This is a genomic window from Pseudomonas sp. McL0111, assembly GCF_052567255.1.
Genome location: NZ_CP199585.1, coordinates 5166119 through 5191129, shown reverse-complemented (window position 1 = coordinate 5191129; position 25011 = coordinate 5166119). Strand labels below are relative to the sequence as shown.

The 25011-nt window shown below is 57.8% G+C and carries 17 protein-coding genes and 2 pseudogenes; 12 read left to right on the top strand and 7 right to left on the bottom strand.

The window, feature by feature from the left end:
• Positions 1-11 precede the first annotated feature (11 nt).
• From ACTWLJ_RS23385 to ACTWLJ_RS23375, 3 genes and pseudogenes are all read left to right on the top strand, one after another.
• Positions 12-3559, top strand: a pseudogene (locus tag ACTWLJ_RS23385) (hemagglutinin repeat-containing protein); the annotation flags it as partial.
• Positions 3556-4140 (top strand): hypothetical protein, encoded by a 585-nt coding sequence (locus ACTWLJ_RS23380; RefSeq protein ID WP_445178638.1) that lies wholly within the window; start codon positions 3556-3558, stop codon positions 4138-4140. The pseudogene ACTWLJ_RS23385 and the gene ACTWLJ_RS23380, both read left to right, overlap by 4 nt.
• 185 nt (positions 4141-4325) lie before the next feature.
• Positions 4326-4562 (top strand): hypothetical protein, encoded by a 237-nt coding sequence (locus ACTWLJ_RS23375; protein WP_445178637.1) that lies wholly within the window; start codon positions 4326-4328, stop codon positions 4560-4562.
• A 444-nt stretch (positions 4563-5006) separates the two neighbouring features.
• Here the strand turns inward: ACTWLJ_RS23375 and ACTWLJ_RS23370 are convergent, their stop codons facing one another.
• Together ACTWLJ_RS23370 and ACTWLJ_RS23365 are read right to left on the bottom strand one after the other, a co-directional pair.
• Positions 5007-5279, bottom strand: a complete 273-nt coding sequence (locus ACTWLJ_RS23370) for a hypothetical protein (protein ID WP_445178636.1) — start codon at positions 5277-5279, stop codon at positions 5007-5009.
• A 374-nt stretch (positions 5280-5653) separates the two neighbouring features.
• A complete protein-coding gene (locus ACTWLJ_RS23365) occupies positions 5654-6697 on the bottom strand; it encodes an LLM class flavin-dependent oxidoreductase (protein WP_445178635.1) in 1044 nt (347 codons plus the stop codon).
• 203 nt (positions 6698-6900) lie between these two features.
• Here ACTWLJ_RS23365 and ACTWLJ_RS23360 point away from each other — a divergent pair.
• Positions 6901-7941, top strand: a pseudogene (locus tag ACTWLJ_RS23360) (cache domain-containing protein); the annotation flags it as partial.
• A gap of 138 nt (positions 7942-8079) precedes the next feature.
• Positions 8080-8847, top strand: coding sequence for a methyl-accepting chemotaxis protein (locus ACTWLJ_RS23355; RefSeq protein WP_445181407.1), 768 nt, complete (start codon positions 8080-8082; stop codon positions 8845-8847).
• A 148-nt stretch (positions 8848-8995) separates the two neighbouring features.
• On the opposite strand, the gene ACTWLJ_RS23350 is transcribed toward ACTWLJ_RS23355, so the two are convergent.
• Complete coding sequence (locus tag ACTWLJ_RS23350; protein WP_445178634.1) at positions 8996-9481, bottom strand: flavin reductase family protein; 486 nt, start codon at positions 9479-9481, stop codon at positions 8996-8998.
• 323 nt (positions 9482-9804) lie between these two features.
• Between ACTWLJ_RS23350 and ACTWLJ_RS23345 the strand changes: the two genes are divergently transcribed.
• The gene (locus tag ACTWLJ_RS23345) at positions 9805-11211 is read left to right on the top strand and encodes a purine-cytosine permease family protein (RefSeq protein WP_445178633.1); all 1407 of its coding nucleotides are present in this window, start codon (positions 9805-9807) and stop codon (positions 11209-11211) included.
• Positions 11212-11435: 224 nt separating this feature from the next.
• On the top strand, positions 11436-12536 hold the full coding sequence (locus ACTWLJ_RS23340; RefSeq protein ID WP_401212650.1) for a polyamine ABC transporter substrate-binding protein: 1101 nt from the start codon (positions 11436-11438) through the stop codon (positions 12534-12536).
• Positions 12537-13574: 1038 nt separating this feature from the next.
• Here the strand turns inward: ACTWLJ_RS23340 and ACTWLJ_RS23335 are convergent.
• From ACTWLJ_RS23335 to ACTWLJ_RS23325, 3 genes are all read right to left on the bottom strand, one after another.
• The gene (locus ACTWLJ_RS23335) at positions 13575-14549 is read right to left on the bottom strand and encodes a TerC family protein (protein WP_445178632.1); all 975 of its coding nucleotides are present in this window, start codon (positions 14547-14549) and stop codon (positions 13575-13577) included.
• Between the two features lie 181 nt (positions 14550-14730).
• A complete protein-coding gene (locus ACTWLJ_RS23330; protein WP_445178631.1) occupies positions 14731-16434 on the bottom strand; it encodes an amidase in 1704 nt (567 codons plus the stop codon).
• Between the two features lie 129 nt (positions 16435-16563).
• Complete coding sequence (locus tag ACTWLJ_RS23325) at positions 16564-17352, bottom strand: AraC family transcriptional regulator (RefSeq protein WP_401212643.1); 789 nt, start codon at positions 17350-17352, stop codon at positions 16564-16566.
• Between the two features lie 85 nt (positions 17353-17437).
• Here ACTWLJ_RS23325 and ACTWLJ_RS23320 point away from each other — a divergent pair, with 85 nt between their 5' ends.
• From ACTWLJ_RS23320 to ACTWLJ_RS23300, 5 genes are all read left to right on the top strand, one after another.
• The gene (locus ACTWLJ_RS23320) at positions 17438-18436 is read left to right on the top strand and encodes a bile acid:sodium symporter family protein (RefSeq protein WP_445178630.1); all 999 of its coding nucleotides are present in this window, start codon (positions 17438-17440) and stop codon (positions 18434-18436) included.
• A 96-nt stretch (positions 18437-18532) separates the two neighbouring features.
• Positions 18533-18883 (top strand): hypothetical protein, encoded by a 351-nt coding sequence (locus ACTWLJ_RS23315; protein WP_445178629.1) that lies wholly within the window; start codon positions 18533-18535, stop codon positions 18881-18883.
• 98 nt (positions 18884-18981) lie between these two features.
• The gene (locus ACTWLJ_RS23310) at positions 18982-20238 is read left to right on the top strand and encodes a TolC family protein (RefSeq protein ID WP_445178628.1); all 1257 of its coding nucleotides are present in this window, start codon (positions 18982-18984) and stop codon (positions 20236-20238) included.
• Positions 20235-21509 carry an efflux RND transporter periplasmic adaptor subunit gene (locus ACTWLJ_RS23305; RefSeq protein WP_445178627.1) on the top strand — a complete coding sequence of 425 codons (1275 nt, stop codon included), beginning with the start codon at positions 20235-20237 and terminating at the stop codon, positions 21507-21509. The genes ACTWLJ_RS23310 and ACTWLJ_RS23305 overlap by 4 nt, the downstream gene beginning before the upstream one ends.
• Complete coding sequence (locus ACTWLJ_RS23300; protein ID WP_445178626.1) at positions 21506-24634, top strand: efflux RND transporter permease subunit; 3129 nt, start codon at positions 21506-21508, stop codon at positions 24632-24634. Before ACTWLJ_RS23305 ends, ACTWLJ_RS23300 begins: the two co-directional genes overlap by 4 nt.
• Positions 24635-24811: 177 nt before the next feature.
• Here ACTWLJ_RS23300 and ACTWLJ_RS23295 read toward each other — a convergent pair whose 3' ends face one another.
• Positions 24812-25006 (bottom strand): PLDc N-terminal domain-containing protein, encoded by a 195-nt coding sequence (locus tag ACTWLJ_RS23295; protein ID WP_401212628.1) that lies wholly within the window; start codon positions 25004-25006, stop codon positions 24812-24814.
• Positions 25007-25011: the final 5 nt, after the last annotated feature.

The window sequence follows — 25011 nt, the reverse complement described above, 5'->3', positions numbered from 1 at the left end:
GTATTCGTCCGGTGACTCGTGTCACCGGCCTGCCAGACACTACGGCTCCGTCCAACCCACATAAATACTTGATCGAAACCAACCCGGTACTCACCGACCTCAAATCGTTCATGAGTTCGGACTACCTGCTCGGCAAACTGGGCTACGACCCTGATCAGAGCGCCAAACGTCTGGGCGACGGTCTCTACGAACAACGCCTGATTCAACAAGCCGTCACCGCGCGCACCGGCCAGGCCTTCCTCGATGGCCAGACCTCCAACGAGGGCATGTTCAAGTACCTGATGAACAACGCCATCGCCAGCAAGGACGCGCTCAACCTGTCGGTCGGCGTCGGCCTCTCGGCGCAGCAAGTGGCCGCGCTGACTCACGACATCGTCTGGCTCGAAGAGCACGAAGTGAATGGCGAGAAAGTCCTGGTGCCAGTGGTGTATCTGGCTCAGGCCAACGGCCGCCTTGGCCCGACCGGGGCATTGATTGCCGGTAACGACGTGACGCTGATCGCCGGGAAAAACCTCGATAACGTCGGCACGCTTAAAGCCACCAACAACCTGTCGGCCACGGCGGGCAAGGACCTGGTCAACAGCGGATCGATTGAGGCGGGTAATCGTCTTGATCTGTTGGCGACCAACAACATCGTTAACAAAACTGGCGGCATTATTGCCGGACGCGATGTGACGCTGACCACGCGCACGGGCGATGTGACCAACGAACGAACCATCACCAAGATGGATGACCAATACGGCACCGTCACCCGGCATCAGGACTTTGCCGACAACGCCGCCCGAATCGAGGCCGCCAACGACCTGACCGTCAAAGCAGCCAAGGACATCAACGTCATCGGCGGCGTCCTGAAGAGCGGCCAGGACATGACGTTGAACGCCGGTCGCGATGTCAATGTGGCGTCTGTGCAAGTCAACGACAGCGCGTCGCTGGGTTGGAGGGGAGCTGTTAGCAGCGTCACGCAACTGGGCGCGGATATTGATGCCGGGCGTGATTTCAAGGCCGAGGCCAAGCGCGATATCAATATCATTGCCAGTGAGATTGATGCCAAGCGTGATGTGGCGATGTCGGCGACTGAGAATCTGGTGATCACCTCAGCGGCGGACGAGGAGCATTCGCGCTCTAAAAACAAGAACATGACTCGTCAGGAGGATCATGTCACTCAAGTCATGTCCGGCATCACGGCAGGCGGCGACGTCAAACTGGATGCGGGTAAAGACCTCAGTTTGATTTCCAGTCGCGTAACGGCGGGTGATGAAGCCTATCTGGTGGCCGGTGACAACCTAGAGATTCTGGCTAAGCAGGATACTGACTACTCGCTGTACGACATGAAGAAAAAGGGTAGCTTTGGAAGCCTCAAGACCAAACATGATGAAGTCACCCAAGTAACTCACGTGGGCAGTGAGATCACTTCCGGCGGTAACCTGACGCTCAAAAGTAATGGCGACCAGCGCTATCAAGTCGCGAAACTCGAAAGTGGCAATGACATTATGCTGGACAGTGGTGGCTCCATTACCTTTGAGGGGGTGAAGGATCTGCATGACGAGAGCCATACTAAGAGCAACAGCAATGCCGGTTGGAATTCGGCCAAAGGCAAAGGCAATACTGATGAGACGCTGCGTCAGAGCCAATTGATCGCGAACGGCAAACTTGTCATCAAGGCTGTTGACGGGCTCAAGATCGATATCAAGCAGATTGATCAACAGAGTGTCAGTCAGACTATCGACACGATGGTGGCGGCTGATCCGAAACTCATTGGCTGAAAGACGCCGAGTTGCGCGGCGACGTTGATTGGCACCGTGTGGAAGAGATCCACAAGAGCTTCAAGTACTCGACGTCGGGGCTCGGTGTCGCTGCGCAACTGGCGTTGGCGATCTTGCTGGCTGCGGTCACAGGTGGCGCTGGCGCTGGTTTGATCGGAGCTACCGCAGGCACGTTTTCGGCAGGCTTTGCCAATGCGGTACTGATTGCAGTCGAGACGACGGCAGCCAACAGCGCCATCAGTAACAAAGGCGATTTGGGTTCAGTGCTCAAAGACGTCTTCAGCAGTGAAAACCTGCAGGGTTATGTGCTTTCGGGGATGTTGGGCGGTATCGGCACTGGCCTTGGCTACAGTCCAACTGACCTCGGGTTCGACTGGAACAGCGCCGGGCAAGTTGTTCTCAAAACAAGTGCTGATACCTTGGCCCAGACCGTACTACAGGGCGGCAGTCTGGGCGACAACTTCGTCAACAATTTGTTGGGTGCTGTGATCGATATTGGCGGCGCTATCGCGGCTAATAAGGTCGGCAACCTCAATCTGGTGGACGGCAGTCCAACGAAAATTGCGGCGCATGCTCTAGTGGGTGGCTTGAAATCCATGGCTCTGGGCGGCGACTTCAAGACGGGCGCGTTGGCTGGTGGTGCCAACGAAGCCATGGTCCAGTACCTGGCGGATTTGATACTGCCCGACAACTACGACCCGAACATGCCGGGAGCAGGACAGGACAAAGCTAACTTGTTGGCCATGTCACAGTTGATCGCTGTGCTCTCCGCCGTGGTCGCGGGTACCGACCCTAACATCGCAGCGAATATTGCAGCGACTGCGACCCAGTACAACTTCTTGTCGCACTCGGATCTTGAGCGAGCTGCAAAGGAAATGAACGCCTGCGGAAATGACCAGGCGTGCGCGAAGCAGAAATACGCGGAGTACCACGAACTCAGTCGCAAGCAAGACATTGAAGCGGTTGCTCAATGTGCAGCTAATCCAAACAACTGCAAAGGATTCTCAAGTCTTGTCGCAGATGCAGAGGCCAAAGCACAAAAACTCAAAGATTTGGCTGCCACCGCATCACCTGAAGCTGAAAAGCTCTTTAATCTTTTGATTACTGAGAACAATGGTTTTCAGAACATGCTTGCGGGAATCACCGCGGGGCACTCTGTCGCGGCAATTGCAGATACGCTCGTTCAAACACTAGGGATCAGCCATGAGATGGCGATGGCAGCCGTTGAAGGCTTGGCGACGTCTGTATCGGCGATGGGCTCAACGATCAAGACGGCGGGAGGCGGGAAAGATAAACCCAAGGGTGGCACGACTGGAACAAAAGAAGAGGCAGGCTCCCCAGGTACAAAAGGTGGCGCCGGTGATGCCAAAGGCGAATCTCCGGATGCGGTGACTTACTTTCGGGTCGAAGGAGGCGGATTTGGTAATAAAACCAGCCAGAACCGAATTACTGCAAACGAGGATGGAAGCATTACCATTAACCCGGGATGTACGGGGCAACTTTGTGTCAGCGTCGGTAACGCAGACCATGCCACATACTACTTGACGAACAAGCGTTCTGATGGCTCTGTAGTGGTTTTCGAAATTGATGCGAAAACCCATAAGGAAATCATGGACAAAGTAATACCTCAGCATACAGATGGCCCAAGAGATCGCGACACCCCCAAGAGAGTGGATGAAGGGCAGCCGGGTTATTCGCTTGAGTTACCAAAAATGTGGGAGTCAGTGCTCGAAAATAATTCGAGTAATGCTCGTGTTTATACCCAGGAAGAATTTTTTAAAGAGTTCAAAAAATGACGGTGAGTCAGGAGATTTTTGATGACTTATGGGATGGCGAGAAAAGCATCGGTTTTTTTGTGCATTCGGGGAAATGCTTCTGGATTGTGGATGAGAAATGCAACTTCACTCTAGATGTAGATATGAGCCTTCGTGCCTCTCTGCAAAATGGAAGCATTACTCCGGAACAATATGAGCGATCCAGCCAGAAGTTCAGAGGAGGAGTTGTGAAAATGACTGCGGAAAATTTCCCGCAGTATCTCCATGATTCAAAGGAGAAAATACTATCTTCATCCGATCTGAAAGGTTTTATTGGGGCGGATGAGAACGTTTTTGAGCAGATCGAGCAGTATTACCTGACGGGTGAAGGTTTAACGCCTGAATTGTTTAAGCGTGCCAATGTCGTTCACTCGAGACTTCCAAGGTTCTACATAAATTTTGATCGAAAAATACACATGCACATGGACGATGGTCGCTTTCATGAAAAATATGTCTATCCAGACTGGATCGCTGATTGCTGTGATTTCAGTTTTTTGATTCCAGTTCGCGAGAGATTTTGGGTAGTTGCCGGCAACGATTATTGGAAGTTTCGCTTTCTATAATAGGGAGCCAAAATGCTGTGCGCTGGTAGGAGGGTTCTGCCTGTCAAGGCGGAAAAGCGGAAAAGCGGACTGATTTATTTTTATCTACGCTGACTTCGCAGGTTAAAAATAAATCTGTCCCCTTTTGAAAATCCTGTCGCTGAACGGGTAAGTCAAACTCATAAAAGAAACTCGAGGTGGAGTCCTTGGCGCTTGAGCAAGTAGTCCATTGTTTTTTTAATTACGCGAATGAGCAAGGGAAACCCTATAAGGCGTTTCCCTTAGGGATCGAAATAGAGGAGTTTGGTGCGCCCTATATTGAGATCTCTGACGCTGGTAAATTTGCCCTTGTGGCGAGAGATCGCGGTGTCGAGCAGCTTCGGAAGGAAACCACGTCGCCGGAAATTCTGGCGAGGTGGATTTTTGAACTATTCAATCACTAAGGTTAGTGGGCTGTGAGCGTTTGTTGCCGTAATTGAAATAGAGATGAGAAATCGGACAGACCCTGAGGGATTCCCACAAATCTACTCTAATCTCTGCACTTGATGATGCACCTCATCACGCAGAGCTTAGGTATCTCCAACATTTCAAGACGTTCACCCCCCACCCAAATCAATGCAGCTACGCCAGTATTCCAAGCCTGGCCGCCATAGTGAAAGCAATGTTTTCTTCTGAGGCTGTTGCTTTTATAGCGCCGTTCCAAATGACTTTCACGCGCTTGAAGCTTCGTTAAAAAGATGAGGTAGGTTGCTAATACGGTAATTATTCAGGCATCGCCTGCCACAGGCGTCCACCCTGAAGTTGCGATCTAGATGATCGGTGGAGACTATCTGCCAGAGGCGTTCAGCCTTACTTGGAAGAGCAACCCAAAGGCTGCCCGATTTATTTCATTCAGACGCTTGAGCCTGCAAGCGTTTGCCGATCACATCCATCAAGTCACAGCCATCGCGCAGCGGAATCGCCAATAGCTTGGAAAAGTCGGAGAGCACCACGGTGTCGCAACCAATTTCAGCGCGGAACGCGATGTTTTCCAGTACTTGGGTGACGGTACGAATGCGGTAGTCGGCCATGGCGTGCAGGACGTCTAGTGGAGCTTGTGTGTCGATGAGCAGGGAGGCCGGGATCTGGTCGATGCTGGTTAAGGGGATATATCTTTGCACTGGGTAAAGCCTCGTTTAGTGGGTGAGGCTGACATCCCCCGTCGCCAAACGATGGGTGGCAGCTGTACGCAGGTTGGCGAACCGGAAACGAGAAACCGGCAGACCCGAAGGTCTCCCGCGCACAACCGCCATTACACAGCAGTTTTGCGGACGCGCAGACACCTGCAAACAAGTAGATAGCCCTCGCACTCGTTATGTCAGGTCGCCAAACCCGAGTTGTCATTTGGGCAACGGGCGGACTATAAGCCTCAACGTTCCAGCCATGCAAGGCAGCCGCTTCCGACGATGTTGTAGTCTCTTGCCGATAGCCAAAAATAAAACGCCCCAAACACTGTTGGGGCGTTTTCATTTACCAGGCTCAATCAGCAGAACACTCAGCGAAACGCCGGCACCACATGCTTGATAAACAGCTCCAGCGACTTCTTCTTCTCCGCATGCGGCAAGCTGTTATCACACCAGAAGCTGAACTCATCCACCCCAAGTTCCTGGTAGTACTTGATGCGCGGAATGATCTCTTCCGGCGTACCAATCATCGCCGTCTTGTGCAGGCTCTCCAGCTCAAACTCCGGACGTCCGGCAAACTTCTCTTCCGGGCTCGGTTCGAGGAAGCCATTCACTGGGGTTTGTTTGTTGCCGAACCACGCATCGAAGGTGCGATAGAACCGCGAAATCGCTTTGGCGCCGACTTGCCAGCCGTCCGGATCGTCTGCGGTGTGGACGTGGGTGTGGCGCAGCACCATCAACTGTGGGCGTGGCACGTCGGGGTTGTTGTCGAGTGCGGTCTGGAATTTGTTTTTCAGGTCGAGGACTTCTTCGTCGCCCTTCATCAATGGCGTGACCATCACGTTGCAGCCGTTGGCCACGGCGAAATTGTGCGAGTCGGGGTCGCGGGCGGCGATCCACATCGGCGGGTTTGGCTTCTGAATCGGCTTCGGCACGCTGGTCGACGTCGGGAATTTCCAGATGTCGCCGTCGTGGGCGTAGTCGCCTTGCCATAGGGCGCGCACCACCGGGACCATTTCGCGCAAGGCCTGGCCACCGCTTGAAGCGGGCATGCCGCCAGCCATGCGATCAAATTCAACTTGATAGGCACCGCGTGCCAGGCCGACTTCCATGCGTCCGTTGCTGATGACGTCGAGCAGCGCGCATTCCCCGGCGACCCGCAACGGGTGCCAGAACGGCGCGATGATGGTGCCGGCGCCGAGGTGGATGGTGGTGGTTTTTGCCGCGAGGTAGGCCAGCAGCGGCATCGGGCTCGGCGAGATGGTGTATTCCATGGCGTGGTGTTCGCCGATCCACACGGTGCTGAAACCACCGGCCTCGGCCATCAGGGTCAGTTCGGTCAGGTCTTCGAACAGTTGGCGGTGGCTGACGCTTTCGTCCCAGCGTTCCATGTGTACGAACAGGGAAAATTTCATGACGCTACCTCGGATCTTTTGTTGTTGGCCGGTCGCTTGCGGGCCTGTCTAACTGGCGTGAGCGTTGGACGCTCGCGAGTCTTATCACCATTCAAGCACGCCTTTGAGGACGGCTGGTCGGCTGATTGAATATTGGTATACCATAATACGGAATATCCGCAAAATATTTCTGACCGACACTTCGAACAAGGAAGGCGCAGTAGATGAACATAAAACAAAAATTGACCTTGGCATTCGCGGTGATCGCCAGCGTGCCGGTGTTGCTGGTGGCTGTGCTGATCATCCTCAACGTGCGGGATGGGGCGCGTGACAATTTTATCGACAGCACCGGGCGCGAGGTGCGCCAGGTCGAGAACGCGATGCAGCTGTTCTTTGAGGGCATCAGCCAGAACGTCGCGTATCTGGCGGAACACCCGCAGTTGCAGGGCATCGACGGTAACCTGAAACGTTATCTGGGCAGTGATGCGGCGCAAGTCACGATGGGCGTGCAGGATCAACAGATATTCCAGTTGTTCGCCGGGCTCGCCAAGGCGCATCCGGCTTACGCGTATCTGTCGTTGGGGACGGAGCAGGGCGGCTATGTGTTCTGGCCGGGCGATCCGAAACTCGCGAGTTACGATCCGCGTACCCGTCCCTGGTACAAAACGGCGATGGCCAATCCCGGCAAAACCCTGCGCACCGATGCTTATTACTGGGCGGCAGATGACGTGGTACTGGTGAGTACCGTGCGCAGCTTCAACAATCAGTTGGGCAGCAACGCCGGGGTGGTCAACATCGACGTGTCGCTCAAGCAATTGACCGATCTGGTCAAGCAGATCCGCCTCGGCGACAGCGGTTATCTGCTGCTGATGGAGGCCAACAACACGGTGTTGGTTGACCCGAGCGATCCAGCGCACAACTTCAAAAAGCTCACCGATCTCGGTGACGGTTATCAGCAACTGGCGGCGGCCGGTAAAGGTCTGGTCGAGGTTGAGTTGGCGGGCGAGCGCTACATGGCGTTTGTCTGGCCGTCCGAGAAACTGGGCTGGCGCTTTGTCGGGGTGGTCAAGGCCAGTGAAGTGATGGCCGGGGCTACGCGGCTGACTTGGGTTATTGCCGCCATTGCTTTGGTTTGTGCGTTGCTGTTTGCGACGGTCGGAGCGTGGTTTGCCGGGTTGATGGTCAAGCCGATTCGTGGGGTGGCGAGTGGTCTGGAAGGCATCGCGCAGGGCGAGGGTGATCTGACGGCGCGACTGGATGTGCGCGGGCAGGACGAAACGGCGCAACTGGCGGGATGGTTCAACCAGTTTCTGGAGGCGATTCGTACGCTGATCCAGAGCATCGGTCAGGCGGCGGGGCAGATTCACAGCAGTTCCGGCAGCGCCACCGAAGTCTCGGCGGAAATGGCCGAAGTCGCTTCGCGCCAGCGTGAGGCGGTGGACATGGTGTCGACGGCGTTCCATGAAATGGTCGCCACTTCCAATGAAGTCGCGCGCTCGTGCAGTCAGGCGGCGGACTCTGCGGACAACGGCCAGCGTCAGGCTCACACCGGGCAGCAGCAGATCGATGCGGCAGTGAACAACGTCGGGCGGTTGAGTCAGGAGATCGGCCACAGCGCCGAGTCGATGCAGCAACTGGAGCAGGACAGCAACGACATTCAGTCGATTCTCGGCACCATCCGTTCGATTGCCGAGCAGACCAATCTGCTGGCGCTGAATGCCGCGATTGAGGCGGCGCGGGCCGGTGAGCAGGGACGTGGTTTCGCCGTGGTTGCGGACGAGGTGCGGGCGCTGGCCAAGCGCACGGCGGACTCCACCGGCGAGATCGATGCCTTGCTCGGCAACCTGGCGCGGCGCACGCATCAGATGGGCAAGCAGATGCATGCGAGCCTTGAGGTATCGCAGGAAACCGTGGTGTCGATCAACGAAGCGCGGGCGAGTTTTGGCTTGATTCGTGAGTCGGTGGACGTGATCCGCGACATGAACACGCAAATCGCCACGGCAGCTGAGGAGCAGCATCAGGTGGCCGAGGACATCAATCGGCATATCAGCCAGATTCATGGGGATGCGCAGTTGGTGGCAAGTCTGGCGGATTCGACACGCGAGGATGCGCAGAACCTGACGGCGTTGTCGCAGACGTTGAATCAGTTGGTGAGTCGGTTCAGAACGTAATACCACCAGCATTAACAACACAAAAACCCTGTAGGAGTGAGCCTGCTCGCGATTGCGATGTGTCATCCAACGTTGATGTTGGCTGACTTGACGCTATCGCGAGCAGGCTCACTCCTACAGTTGATTTATGGTGTTCTGAAATTCTGGATCAGGCGAAAACGGGAAGGGCACCCATCTTGCCGTGGCAATACACCAGCGGCCCGGCGTTCTGCTCGGGCACGATCAGATTCTTCACCGCGCCGACCATGATCGCGTGGTCGCCACCTTCATATTCGCGCCACAACTCGCACTCGATGACCGCCGTCGCGTTGGCCAGAATCGGGTTGCCCAGCTCGCTCAATGTCCACTCGATGCCTTGCGCCTTGTCCTTGCCTTTACGGGCGAAGGCGTAGGCCTCGCTTTGCTGGCCGCCGGACAGGAAGTGGATCGCAAAGCGCTTGTTCTTGATCAGCACCGGGTAGGAATCAGAGCTGTAGTTGGGGCAGAACAACACCAGCGCCGGCTCCATCGACAGCGAACTGAAGGCGCTGGCGGTCAGGCCGACGATTTGCCCCTCTTCGTCCAAGGTGGTGATGACGGTTACGCCGGACGGGAACGAGCCCATGACTTGTTTGTAAATAGCGGCATCGATCATTGGGCAGTCCTCGGGTGGTGTGACGCGATTTTTATGGTTTATTCGTCTGATGGTATACCGTAATACTTTCTTTGCAAGGCCTTTTCAGGTGAACCGATAAACGTGATGACTTCGTCGGAAAGTCAATGTTTACGGGGCTTTCGACTGGCAAGAGGGCGTTGATATCAGCGAGGATAGCGGATCAGATAGCGCTGGAGACTACGGATCAGTCTTGTGAAAAGTTTGGAATACCATAATATGGCTCGCATCTGAGGGGCGGCCAAAGAGTCCCCTCGGTTTGGCTTCATACAAAGATAAGAACAGACAAACTCGAGTTCATACCCATGTCCCAGATGTCCCGGCAAGATCCGTTGATCGAGAATCACACGGTCGACTATGTTCCACTCGCGGAACGCCACGGGAAGGCCCGCGACCTTTTCACCCTTTGGTTCAGCACCAACATTGCGCCACTGCCCATCGTCACCGGCGCCATGGTGGTTCAGGTGTTCCATCTCGATCTGCTGTGGGGGCTGCTGGCGATTGCGCTGGGGCACATGATCGGCGGAATCGTGATTGCTCTGGCGTCGGCGCAAGGCCCGCGCATGGGCATTCCGCAGATGGTGCAGAGTCGTGGCCAGTTCGGCCGTTATGGCGCGCTGCTGATCGTGTTCTTTGCCACGATCATCTACATCGGCTTTTTCATCTCCAACATCGTGCTGGCTGGTAAATCCATCGTCGGCATTGCGCCGTCGGTGCCGGCGCCATTGAGCATTTTGATCGGCGCCCTCGGGGCTACGGCCATCGGTGTGATCGGCTACAACTTCATCCATACCCTCAACCGCATCGGCACGTGGGTGATGGGTAGCGCGTTGCTCGCCGGTTTCCTTTACATCTTCTGCCATGACCTGCCGGCTGACTTTCTGACTCGCGGCAGCTTCAACCTGTCCGGCTGGCTGGCGACAGTGTCGCTGGGGATCATCTGGCAGATCAGCTTCTCGCCCTACGTCTCGGACTACTCGCGTTATCTGCCGGCGGATATCGGTATCGCCAAGCCGTTTTTCGCCACCTATCTGGGCGCGACGCTGGGTACGATTCTGTCGTTTTCCTTCGGCGCGGTAGCGGTGCTGGCGACGCCGGAAGGCAGTGACGCAATGGCGGCGGTCAAGCAGTCCACCGGATGGCTCGGGCCGATTCTGATGGTGCTGTTTCTGCTCAATATCATCAGCCACAACGCGCTGAATCTGTACGGTGCGGTGCTGTCGATCATCACCTCGATTCAGACCTTCGCCAGTCAGTGGACGCCGAGCATCAAGGTGCGCGTGATGTTGTCGAGCGTGGTGCTGGCGGGTTGCTGCGTGGTGGCGCTGGGCGCGTCGGCGGATTTCATCTCCGAGTTCATCGGCTTGATTCTGGCGTTGTTGCTGGTGCTGGTGCCGTGGGCGTCAATCAACCTGATCGATTTCTACCTGATCAAGCGCGGCGCGTATGACATCACCTCGATCTTCCGTGCCGATGGCGGCATTTACGGGCGCTTCAACCTGCACGCGATCATCGCCTACTTCATCGGCATCATTGTGCAGTTGCCGTTTGCCAATACTTCGCTGTACGTCGGGCCCTACGCCAATCTGGTGGATGGCGCGGATCTGTCGTGGCTGGTCGGGCTGATCGTGACGTGCCCGTTGTATTACTGCCTGGCGACCCGTGGCCAGACGCAGCAGAGCAGGGCGGCGAAACTCGGCTACACCGACTGAAACTCCTCTCCCGGTCAGGAGGGGGATTTTTCTCCTCCTGACAATTGGCCATATCGATCCCCTTTTGGCCTACCTCCCACTGTGATCTCACAGCGCTGTCAGCAAGAATCAAACTGTCGAAGAACAATCAGATCTTTGCTGCGCCTTACCCTGGCTGTCTTACAGCCGCTGCCGTGTACAGAACAAAAACCATCGAACTCACGCCGCAATCGGGGAAACAAACCATGGTCACGATGAAACGCATTCTGGGCGCCACTGTGTGTGGGCTGACGCTGCTGGCCAGCGCCGTGCACGCCGAACAGCGCGAGCTGCGGGTGTACAACTGGGCGGATTACATCCTGCCTTCCGTGCCCAAGGATTTCGCTGCGAAAAGCGGCATCAAAGTGACCTGGGACACCTTCGATACCAACGAATCGCTGGAAGCCAAACTGCTCACCGGTAACTCCGGGTATGACCTGGTCGTGCCGTCGAACCAGTTCATCGATACGCAGATCAAGGCCGGCGTTTTCCAGAAACTCGACAAGTCCAAACTGCCGAACTGGAGCCACCAGGACCCGGCGCTGCTCAAGCTGTTGGATGCCAATGATCCGGGCAACCAATACGGCGTTCCTTACATGTACGGCACGGTGCTGATCGGTTTCAACCCGGCCAAGGTCAAGGCTGCGCTGGGCGACAACGCGCCGGTGGACAGCTGGGATCTGGTGTTCAAGCCCGAGAATATGGAAAAACTCAAATCCTGCGGCGTAGCGATGCTCGATTCGCCGTCGGAAATTCTGCCGCTGGCCCTGCATTATCTGGGGCTCGATCCGAACAGCCAGAACCCCGCCGATTATGAGAAAGCCAAAGAGCTGATGCTGAAGATTCGCCCGTATGTCACCTATTTCAACTCGGCCAAGTACATGACCGACATCGCCAGCGGCAATATCTGCGTGGCCATCGGTTACTCCGGCAGCTTCTATCAGTTCGGCAATCGCGCCAAAGAGGCGGGCAATGGTGTGGTGGTGGATTGGCGTCTACCGAAGGAAGGCGCACCGATCTGGTTTGATACCTTCGCCATTCCGAAGAGCGCGAAGAACGTCGAAGAGGCGCACGAATTCCTCAACACCTTGCTCGATCCGAAAGTCATCGCGCCGATCAGCGACTTCCTCGGTTATCCGAACGTGAACAAGGATTCGATGCCGCTGGTCAACAAGGAGATCACCGGTAACCCGAACCTGACACCGACCAGCGAAGCGCTGAAAACCCTGTACGTGGTCCAGCCATTGCCGCAAAAACTGGAGCGCGTACGCACCCGCGTCTGGACCAGCATCAAGTCCGACAAATAGGACTCACACGATCCAAATGTAGGAGTGAGCCTGCTCGCGATAGCGTCAAGTCAGCCGACATCAAAGTTGAATGACACAGCGCAATCGCGAGCAGGCTCGCTCCCACAGGTTTTGTGTTGTGATCAAAGCATTCAGTGTTGCCACGGACATTGTGGGAGTGAGCCTGCTCGCGATAGCGTCAAGTCAGCCAACATCAAAGTTGAATGACACATCGCTATCGCGAGCAGGCTCACTCCTACAGGTTTTGTGTTGTGATCAAAGCATTCAGTGTTGCCAAGGACATTGTGGGAGCGAGCCTGCTCGCGATAGCGTCAAGTCAGCCAACATCAAAGTTGAATGACACAGCGCAATCGCGAGCAGGTTTTGTGTTGTGATCTAAGCATTCAGTGTTGCCACGAACATTGTGGGAGCGAGCTTGCTCGCGAAGGCGTCGTGTCAGTCGAAGCATTAATAGACTGACAGATTGCCTTCGCGAGCAAGCTCGCTCCCACAGGTTTTGTGTTGTGATCAAAGCATTCAGTGTTGCCACGGACATTGTGGGAGTGAGCCTGCTCGCGATAGCGTCAAGTCAGCCAACATCAAAGTTGAATGACACAGCGCAATCGCGAGCAGGCTCGCTCCCACAGGTTTTGTGTTGTGATCAAAGCATTCAGTGTTGCCACGGACATTGTGGGAGCGAGCCTGCTCGCGATAGCGTCAAGTCAGCCAACATCAAAGTTGAATGACACAGCGCAATCGCGAGCAGGCTCGCTCCCACAGGTTTTGTGTTGTGATCAAAGCATTCAGTGTTGCCACGGACATTGTGGGAGCGAGCCTGCTCGCGATAGCGCCAAGTCAGCCAACATCAAAGTTGAATGACACAGCGCAATCGCGAGCAGGCTCACTCCTACAGGTTTTGTGTAGTGATCAAAGCATTCAGTGTTGCCACGAACATTGTGGGAGCGAGCTTGCTCGCGAAGGCGTCGTGTCAGTCGAAGCATTAATAGACTGACAGATTGCCTTCGCGAGCAAGCTCGCTCCCACAGGTTTTGTGTTGTGTCATTGAGTGCTTTGGGTTGGGTCTTCTTTGCGAGTGATGATCAAGCTCAGCAGCACCGAGCCGAGAATCACCGCGCCCACCACCGCCAGCGACCACTCAACCGGCATGTGAATCCACGGCATCAGCACCATCTTGCCGCCAATGAACACCAACACAATCGCCAGCCCGTACTTGAGCAGATGAAACCGGTCCGCCATGTCCGCCAGCAGGAAATACAGCGCCCGCAAACCCATGATCGCGAAGATGTTTGAAGTGAACACAATGAACGGGTCAGTGGTGACGGCGAAGATCGCCGGGATGCTGTCCACGGCAAACATCAGGTCGCTGGCCTCGATCAGCACCAGCACCAGAAACATCGGCGTGGCCCAGCGCACGCCGTTCTGCAGCACGAAAAAGCGCTCGCCATGAAAGCCACTGGTGATGCGTAAATGTGAGCGCACCCAGCGCAGCAGCCGGTTGTTATCCAGATCAGGTTGTTGCTCGGCAAACACCAGCATCTTGATCCCGGTGATGATCAGGAACACCCCGAAGGCATACAGCAACCACTCGAACTGCGTCACCAGCCAGACGCCGGCGAAGATCATCGCCGCGCGCATCACAATCGCCCCGAGCACCCCATAAAGCAGCACCCGACGCTGCAACTCCGGTGGCACCGCGAAGTAGCCGAAAATCATCACAAACACGAACATGTTGTCGATCGACAGTGACTGTTCGATCAGATAACCGGTGAGAAATTCCAGGGTTTTGCGCTGGGCAATTTCAGGCCCGAACGCGCCGTTCAAATACCACCACAACAGCCCGGCGAAGGCCAAAGCCAACAAACACCAGGCCACCACCCAGCACGAAGCCTCACGCACTGAAACCCGATGCGCCTTGCGCCCGCCGAAGACAAACAGATCCACCGCCAACATGACGAGGACAAAGACAATGAAGGCGGCCCACATCCAGGGCTCGCCAATGTTGAGATGCTGCATGCCGTTCTCCCTGACTGAACATGAAGAGGGTTGGATGCGGTCATGCTAGCGGGAGGATTGCGTAGAAGAAAAATCGGTTATTTCTGAGGGATAGTTCGGGAAAAACGAAGTGTTGGCATGTAGGCGTATTTCGCGGCGAATGCAAACGGGGCCATGACGGCCCCGAGTTATTTCAATGCACTTACTTCAACGACGGCGTACGCGGCGGCACCCGACGTTTCGACCCGGTCGCCTCAAACGCCGAAGCCAGTCGCAGCAACGTCGAATCGTCATAGGCACGACCGGCAAACGTCAGGCCGACCGGCATGCCGATATCGGCCATGATGCCCATCGGCACGGTCACGGTCGGCACGCCGAGGTGGCGGATGGCGAGGTTACCGTTGGCGACCCAGATGCCGTTGCTCCAGGCGATGTCGGCTGAAGCCGGGTTGACGTCGCAGTCTGCCGGGCCGACGTCGGCATTGGTCGGGAACAGCACCGCGTCGAGTTTCAGTTCATCCATCCAGTCTTCGAGGTCGAGCTTGCGGGTTTGCTCCAGACCGCGCAGGCCGTCGGGCAGCGTCGGGATCTGATCCCACGGCGTGATGCCGCGCTCGGCCATGCGCACGTATTCGTCCATGCCGGCAGCGAGATCACCTTCACGGTTGGGCAGGGTGCCCGGGTCGTGCGGGAAGATTTTCGGCCCGTCGACATCCGCCAGACGATTGAGCTTTGGATCGCCGTTGGCGCGCAGGAAATCATCAAACGCCCAGGCCGACAGATCCCACAATTCGTGGTGCATGAACTCTTTGGAGACAATGCCGCGATTGAACACGGTCGGCGCGCCGGGGCGGTCGCCTTCGCAATTGGACACCAGAGGGAAATCGACTTCGATGACTTCGGCGCCAGCGGCTTCGAGGGCTTTGCGGGCTTCTTCCCAGAGTGCGATAACCGATGGACGAGTATTGATGCGCTGACCGGTCGGGCCGCCGATGCCGGGTTCTTCGCTGGTGCCGGCTTCAGGATCGGCATTGATGTACATCTTCGGCACGCCCAGACGTTTGCCGGCGAGCGCATCGGGCTGCACCGCCAGTTCGGCGTAGGAGGCCGGGCGCACGGACGCGACGCTCGGGATCGGCACCCATGGCTGCAAGCGCCACAGATCGCCACGGGTGTCAGTGTCTTCGGCAACCACCACGTCCAGCACTTCGAGCAGGTCGGCCATGGTTCTGGCGTAGGGCACAACCACGTCCATGGTCGGCGTCAGCGGCCAGTTGCCACGCACCGAAATCACCCCGCGTGACGGAGTGTAGGCGCACAAACCGTTGTTCGACGCCGGGCCGCGACCGCTCGACCAGGTTTCTTCAGCCAGACCGAACGCCGAGAAACTTGCGGCAGTGGCGGTGCCTGCACCGTTCGACGAGCCGGAAGCGAAGGGCGCGGTCAAGTAGTCGGCGTTGTAAGGACTTTCGGCCCGGCCGTAGACGCCACGTTGCATGCCGCCATTGGCCATCGGCGGCATGTTGGTCTTGCCCAGGCAGATCGCCCCGGCAGCGCGCAGACGTTCAATGGTGAAGGCATCGCGATAGGCAACCAGATCGGCAAACGCCGGGCTGCCGGACGCAGCGGTCAGCCCTTTGACCAGATAACTGTCTTTGGCGGTGTAAGGAATGCCGTCCAGCGGACCGAGTGTTTCGCCTTTGGCGCGGCGGGCATCCGAAGCTTCGGCTTCTTTCAATGCCTGCGGATTGCGCACGACCACCGCGTTCAGCGCGGTGTCAGTGTTCGGGCCATCGTAGGCGTCGATCCGCGCCAGATAGGCCTGAACCAGTTCAACCGCCGTGGTCTGGCCGGATTCCAGCGCCGAGCGCAATTGGGCAATAGAAACTTCAGTGACGTCGATCATGCGATTACCGCCGAAAAAAGGTTGTTCATGATTGTTAGGTGTATGGCGCGTCAAAAATTCTTGATGGATGAAACTCTACCCTGAAGTTTGGGCAAATGCTCGCGATAACTCGATAATTATCGGTATTATTCAGCGGAAAAACTCTCCGGGGGTCTCACCGAACTGCTGGCGGAACGCCGCGATAAACGCTGAAGTTGAATCGTACCCGCAAGCCAAAGCCACGTCCGTGACGCGTTCGCCCTGTTCCAGCGGAGTCAGCGCACCGAGCAGACGCAGACGCTGGCGCCAGGCGCGAAAGGTCAGCCCGGTATCGCGCAGGAACAGCCGGCTCAGGGTTTTCTCGGTCACGCCGAACTTGTCGCTCCAGTGGCTGAGTGTGGTCTGCTGCTCTGGATGTTGCTCCAGACTCAGATAAATCTGCCGCAAACGCGGGTCCTGTGGCAGCGGCAGCATCAGATCGATCTGCGGTGCATCGGCCAGTTGATCGAGGATCACTTGAGCCAGTCGGCCATGCGCGCCATTCTGATCGTACTCGACAGGTATCTGACTAAAGGCACGAATCAGTTCGCGCAGCAAATCGCTGACACCGAGCACATGACAGCGCTCGATCGCCCAGGGCGCCACACTGCAATCGATGTACAGGCTGCGCATTTCGGTGTGCGGCGCACTGAATACCCGATGCGGCATGCCCGCCGGAATCCACACCGCGCGCTCCGGCGGCGCAACGAAACGACCGGCGCCGGTTTGCACCTCAAGTACGCCCTGAATCGCGTACGACAATTGCACCCACGGGTGACTGTGGCGCCGGGTCAATGCGCGATTGGGCAATGATTCGGTGCGTCCGTACAGCGGTCGCGGCAGGCTGGGCAGCCCGGGAATGCTGCGCCGGAAGCTTTTTTCATGTCCTTTAGGCGGCATCTGCTGGCTCATCGGCGTTAGTCGGTAATTGCTCACCACGTTAGAGTCGCAATCACGTACTGGCAACCCCCGGATGACCAACCCCATGACCCGCCCAAGATTCTTGCCCGACAACTTCACCCTGACCTTGATCGGCGTCGTGCTGTTCGCCAGTTTCCTGCCCGCCAGCGGTCAGGTTGCGGTGGGCTTCGGCTGGCTGACCAACATCGCCATCGCGCTGCTGTTTTTCCTGCACGGCGCCAAGCTCTCGCGTGAATCGATCATTGCCGGTGCCGGCCATTGGCGTCTGCATCTTTTGGTGTTCGGCCTGACCTTTGTCCTGTTCCCGCTATTGGGTCTGGCGCTGAAACCGCTGCTGTCCCCGCTGATCGGCGACAACCTGTACATGGGCATGCTTTATCTGTGTGCGCTGCCTGCCACCGTGCAGTCGGCGATTGCCTTCACTTCGCTGGCCCGGGGCAACGTTCCGGCGGCGATTTGCAGCGCGGCGGCGTCCAGCCTGTTCGGGATTTTTCTCACGCCGTTGCTGGTGACGTTGTTGCTGAACGTGCATGGCGACGGTGCCTCGACGCTTGATGCGATTCTGAAAATCAGTGTGCAACTGCTGCTGCCGTTCGTTGCCGGGCAGATCGCTCGTCGCTGGATCGGCGCGTGGGTCGGGCGCAACAAGAACTGGCTGAAGTTTGTCGATCAGGGTTCGATTCTGCTGGTGGTCTACGGCGCGTTCAGCGAGGCGGTCAACGAAGGGATCTGGCATCAGATTCCGGTCATCGATCTGCTGGGGCTGGTGGTGGTCTGCTGCATTCTGCTGGCGCTGGTGCTGTTCGCCTCGACGTTGCTGGGCAAGGCCTTCGGGTTCAGTCAGGAAGACCGCATCACAATTCTGTTTTGCGGTTCGAAGAAAAGCCTCGCTACCGGCGTGCCGATGGCCCAGGTGTTGTTTGCCGGCAGCACCATCGGCGTGTTGATTCTGCCGCTGATGCTGTTCCATCAGATTCAACTGATGGTCTGTGCGGTGTTGGCGCAGCGTTATGCAAAACGGCCGGAATCAGTGCCGGAGTTGATGGCGCAGGTCGATCCGTGAATTTCAGGTGACGAACGGCTGCTAATGTTGGCTTAATGCCGCTCCGTTGTTATCGGCGCCCCGTTAGCAGTCTTTTTCACGACTACACTCCAGCCCATGAAACGCTATTTGCGGTTTTTCCTCATTTTCGTCATCAGCCTGGCGCTTCCCCTCAGCGGGATGGCGGGCGTCGAGGCGCAACCGTGTCCGATGCAAACCATGGGCATGGCGATGATGGATGGCATGGGCGCCGACTGCTGCAATGACATGGCAAGCTCCAGCAAAAAGGGCACTGCCGATCACGGCAAACCCTGCAAGCCTGGCCAAGAGTGCAAAAGCGGTGGGCTGCTGCAAGTTTCTATGGTCAAACCGCCGGTAAATCTGTTCAGCCCTGTTGCATATTCAATCTCCAGCGACTTCCTTCCTGTACCGGCGCCGTCCGGGCCGTGGCGCCCCCCGCGCGTCTGATTCCTGTTTCACGATAAGCCTCATTCCGCCTCAGCGGGATGTCTTGCTGCGTGTTTGCCCGTTGGCTCGCGCAGTGGATGATCACAGGAATCGAACACATGAATTTCAAGTGCTATTGCACGGGCTGGCCGCTATGGGTCGGCCTGACGGCAAGCGTACTGGCGTTGCCGAGCCTAGCTGCGTCGTTGACCCTCGACGAAGCCCTGCGACTGGCCGAAACCCGAGCGCCGTCGCTGGCCGCGCAGGATGCCGGCATTCAGGCGGCTTCCAGCGCAGCGATTCCCGCCGGGGAATTGCCTGACCCGAAGTTGCTGCTGGGGTTGCAGAATTACCCGATTGGCGGCCCGGATCGCTGGAGCGTCGATCAGGATTTCATGACCATGCAGATGGTCGGCATCCGCCAGGAAATGCCCAACAGCGACAAGCGCAAGGCGCGGATTGACGTGGCTGCGGCCGGGGTTGATCGCGCAGTGGCCGAGCGACAGGTAGAGCGCCTCAAAGTGCGTTTGGCTACCGCGCTGGCGTGGATCAGTCGCTATTCGGTGGAGCGCAAAAACGCGCTGTTTCAGGACTTCTATCAGGAGAATCGCCTGCTGAGTGATGTCGTCCGCGCGCAAATTGCCGGTGGCCGTGCGCAACCGGCGGATGCCGTGACGCCCAAGCAAGAGGCGGCGCAACTGGCCGAGCAGCAGGATGAGTTGCTGAGTCAGCAAGCCTCGACCCAGGCAGCACTCAAACGCTGGATCGGCGCGGCTGCCGCAGATAAACCGGTCGGAAAGCTGCCCGACTGGCCGGTCACACCTGCGGATTATTCCCGTCATTTGCAACACCATCCCGAGCTGGCAGCCTTCGAACCGATGACCCGTGAAGCGCAAGCCAAAGTGCGTGAAGCCGAGGCGCAGAAGCGTTCCGACTGGAGCTGGGAACTTGACTATCAGCGCCGAGGCCGTGAGTTCGGCGACATGGTCAGCGTGCAGTTTTCCTGGGATCTGCCGCTGTTTCCCGAGACCCGACAGAACCCGGTGATAGCCGCCCGATACGCGCAACTCAACCAACTGGAGGCCCAGCGCGAAACGCTGTCACGCGAACACACCGAGCAACTGGAGGATCAACTGGCTGACTACCAGCGGCTGGATCGCTCGGTGCAGCGCAATCAGCAAACTCTGGTGCCACTGGCCAAGGAAAAAGTTGAGCTAAGCCTCGCCAGTTATCGCGCTGGCAAAGGCGATTTGAATGCTGTGGTCACCGCTCGACGCGAGCTGATCGAATCCCGCCTCAAACAGATCGATGTTGAAGAACAACGCGCGCTGACCAGTGCCCGTCTGCATTTCACCTATGGCGAGGTCGCACAATGAACGGCGCAATATTCAAAGGCGCGGCATTGACCGCGCTCTTGCTGGCCTTGGGCGCCGCCGGTGGTTACTGGCTGGCGCGACCGTCGATCAATGCAATGCCCAATTCCATGCAGGAGCAAAGCGCCAAGGCCCCGGGCGAACGCAAAGCGCTGTACTGGTACGACCCGATGTTCCCGCAGCAGAAGTTCGACAAACCCGGCAAATCGCCCTTTATGGACATGCAACTGGTGCCGCGTTACGCCGATGGCCAGGCGAGCGGGGCGGCCATCACGATTGATCCGGCACTCACGCAAAACCTCGGCATGCGGCTGGCGCCGGTCAGTCGTGGGCTGTCGGTGACGAGTCTGGATGCGGTGGGTGTGCTGGCGTTCAACGAGCGGGACATGGCGGTTGTTCAGGCGCGTACGGCGGGATTTGTCGAGCGGGTTTACGGCCATGCTCCGGGGGATGTGCTCAAAGCCAACGCGCCGTTGGCGGATATTCTGGTTCCAGAGTGGACCGCGGTTCAGGAAGAGTTGCTCGCCCTCAAACAGCATGGCGACACGGGTTTACTGGCGGCTGCACGTCAACGGCTGCAACTGGCCGGGATGCCGGCATCGTTGATTGCCAAGGTTGAACGCAGCGGCAAAGTGCAGTCGAACTTCACGGTCGTGACGCCCATCGGTGGGGCGTTGCTGGAACTGGATGTGCGCGAAGGCATGACGCTGACTGCCGGGCAAACACTGGCGCGGGTCAATGGCTTGAGCCGTGTCTGGCTCGATGTCGCGGTGCCCGAAGCGCAGGCCGGATCAATCGCGCCGGGACAAAAGGTGCAAGCGCGTTTTTCCGCGCTGCCGGGTGAGCTAATTCAGGGCACGGTCAGCGCGATTCTGCCGCAAACCCGCGCAGACACTCGCACGTTCCAGGTACGCATCGAACTGCCCAATCCGCAGGGCCAGCTCCGGCCGGGCATGAGCGCGCAGGTGAACCTTGAGCGCTCGACGCAACAGAGCGTGTTGTGGGTGCCCAGCGAAGCGGTGATTCGCACCGGTCGCCGTGCCTTGGTGATGCTCGCCGACGACGCTGGCCGTTATCGGCCGGTCGAGGTGCAGACCGGATCGGACAACGACGGCAAGACCATTATTTTGCAGGGCCTGCAGGAGGGGCAGCAGGTTGTCGCTTCCGGGCAGTTTCTGCTCGATTCGGAGGCCAGTCTGAAAGGTCTGGTCGCCCGTCCGCTGGACAACATGATGGATGCAGAGCCTGCGCAAAACAGCGGGGTGCAGCCATGATCGCCGCGTTGATTCGCTGGTCGGTGGGCAACCGCTTTCTGGTGCTGCTCGCCACCCTGTTTGTCACAGCGTGGGGCGTGTGGGCCGTGCAAAGCACTCCGATTGACGCGTTGCCGGATCTGTCGGATGTGCAAGTCATCATCCGCACGCCTTATGCGGGGCAGGCCCCGCAGATCGTCGAAAATCAGGTCACCTATCCACTGGCAACCACCATGCTTTCGGTACCGGGGGCGAAGACCGTTCGTGGTTATTCGTTCTTTGGCGACAGCTTTGTCTATGTGTTGTTCGAGGACGGGACGGACCTGTATTGGGCGCGCTCGCGGGTGCTGGAATACCTCAGTCAGGTGCAGAGCCGTTTGCCCGCCAATGCGCGGCCAGCGCTGGGCCCGGACGCGACCGGCGTCGGCTGGATCTATCAGTACGCACTGGTGGACCGCAGCGGCGGGCATGACTTGGCGCAGTTGCGCGCCTTGCAGGACTGGTTTCTCAAGTTCGAACTCAAGACCCTGCCCAACGTCGCTGAAGTCGCAAGTATCGGCGGCATGGTCAAGCAGTATCAGGTCCAGCTCGATCCATTGAAAATGGCCAGCCTTGGCGTTACTCAGGCCGAGATCAGCAGTGCTATTGGCAAGGCCAATCAAGAAACCGGTGGCGCGGTGCTGGAAATGGCCGAAACCGAGCTCATGGTGCGGGCTTCCGGCTATTTGAAAAGCCTCGAGGACTTCCGCTCGATCCCGCTCAAACTCGCCGCTGGCGGTGTACCGGTCACGCTCGGTGACGTCGCGACGATTCAGTTGGGCCCGGAAATGCGCCGCGGCATCAGCGAACTCGACGGCGAGGGTGAGGCGGTCGGCGGGGTGGTGATTCTGCGCAGTGGCAAGAATGCTCGCGAGACGATTGCCGCCGTTAAAGACAAACTCGAACAACTGAAAACCAGCCTGCCGCCCGGGGTGGAAATCGTCACCACCTACGACCGCAGTCAACTGATCGACCGTGCCGTGACCAACCTCAGTCACAAGCTGCTCGAAGAGTTTCTGGTGGTGGCGCTGGTCTGCGCGGTGTTCCTCTGGCACCTGCGTTCGTCGCTGGTGGCGATCATCTCCTTGCCCGTCGGCATTCTGATTGCGTTCATCGTCATGCGTTATCAAGGTCTCAACGCCAACATCATGTCCCTGGGCGGCATCGCGATTGCCATCGGGGCGATGGTCGATGCGGCGGTGGTGATGATCGAGAACGCGCACAAAAGGATTGAACAGTGGCATGTGCGTCACCCGGAACAAACGTTGCAGGGTGAGCAGCACTGGAAGGTAGTCACCGAAGCGGCGGCGGAAGTCGGGCCAGCGCTGTTTTTCTGTCTGTTGATCATCACGTTGTCGTTCATTCCGGTGTTCACCTTGCAGGCGCAGGAAGGCCGATTGTTCGGGCCGCTGGCCTTCACCAAGACCTATGCCATGGCGGCGGCTGCCGGTCTGTCGGTGACGCTGATTCCGGTGTTGATGGGCTATTGGATTCGCGGGCATATCCCCAGCGAGCAACAGAATCCGCTCAATCGCTGGTTGATCCGCCTCTATCAACCGCTGCTCGATGCGGTGTTGCGACGGCCGAAAATTACCTTGGCCGCTGCTGCACTGGTGTTCATCAGTGCGTTGTGGCCGATCTCGCGTCTGGGCGGTGAGTTTCTGCCGCCACTGGACGAAGGGGATCTGCTGTACATGCCGTCAGCGCTGCCGGGACTTTCGGCGCAAAAGGCTGCGCAACTGTTGCAGCAAACCGATCGTCTGATCAAAACCGTACCGGAGGTTGAGCATGTGTTCGGCAAGGCCGGACGCGCCGAAACCGCCACTGATCCGGCGCCGCTGGAGATGTTTGAAACGACCATCCGCTTCAAGCCTCACGAACAATGGCGCCCGGGCATGACTCCGGAAAAACTGGTGCAGGAACTGGATCGGGTGGTGCAGGTGCCGGGGCTGACCAACATCTGGATTCCGCCGATCCGCAACCGCATCGACATGCTCGCCACCGGGATCAAAAGTCCGATTGGGGTGAAGGTTGCCGGAGCCAGCCTGAGCCAGATCGACGCGGTGACTCAGGCTGTCGAGCACGTCGCGAAAACCGTGCCTGGCGTCAGCTCGGCACTGGCCGAACGGCTCACCGGTGGGCGCTACATCGATGTCGATATCGACCGCAACGCTGCTGCTCGTTATGGGCTGAATATTGCCGATGTGCAGTCCATCGTTTCCGGTGCCATCGGCGGCGAAAACGTCGGCGAAACCATCGAGGGGCTCGCACGATTCCCGATCAATCTGCGTTATCCCCGCGAGTGGCGCGACTCGGTCGGTGCGCTGGAGCAATTGCCGATCTACACGCCGCAGGGCAGCCAGATCACTTTGGGCACAGTGGCGCAGATCAGGATCAGCGAAGGCCCGCCGATGCTCAAAAGCGAGAATGCGCGCCTCTCGGGGTGGGTGTACATCGATGTGCGAGACCGCGATATCGCTTCAGTGGTGTCTGATTTGCGGCAAGCGGTCAGTGAGCAGGTGAAATTGCAGCCCGGGATGAGCTTGAGTTATTCGGGGCAGTTCGAGTTTCTTGAGCGTGCGAATGCCAGGCTGAAGTGGGTAATTCCCGCGACGTTGCTGATCATTTTTGTGCTGTTGTATCTGACGTTCAGTCGACTTGATGAGGCGCTGCTGATCATGACCACGTTACCGTTTGCGCTGTCGGGTGGGGTCTGGTTCTTGTATCTGCTGGGCTTCAATCTGTCGGTAGCGACGGGCGTTGGGTTTATCGCGCTGGCCGGGGTCTCGGCGGAGTTCGGCGTGATCATGCTGCTGTATCTGAAAAACGCCTGGGCCGAGCGTGAGGCGTTCGGCGACCACAGTGAGCAAGGACTGACGGACGCTATTCGCGAGGGCGCAGTGCAGCGGGTTCGACCGAAAGCGATGACGGTGGCGGTGATCATCGCCGGGTTGCTGCCGATCCTGCTGGGTAGTGGCTCGGGCAGCGAAGTGATGAGCCGCATCGCCGCGCCCATGGTCGGTGGCATGGTCACCGCGCCATTGCTGTCGCTGCTGGTGATTCCAGCGGCATATCGGCTGATGCGCCGTCGGGGGTTAACGCGCTGAGATAACCGTCCTCCAGGCACCACCCCAAACAGTAGGAGCTGCGGCACGCTGCGATCTTTTGACTATTTTAGAGGCAAGATCAAAAGATCGCAGCGTGCCGCAGCTCCTACATGGGGGCCGTCACCACAGATGATGTCGAGGGAACTCAATTCTGTGGTGAGGGGTGTGTTTTTGGGCTTAATCCTGGGTTACATGCTTCGGCCCGGCCAGGGCCCACGCTATCAGACCGAGCAGTGGCACAAACACGATAGCGACGATCCACACGCCTTTGGTGCTGCCTTTGCCGGCGCTTTTGCGCACCCGATTGATGGCCCACAATTCGATGATCACGAGAACGGTCGCGAGTACGACCCACATTGTTTCGATTTGCATAGGCT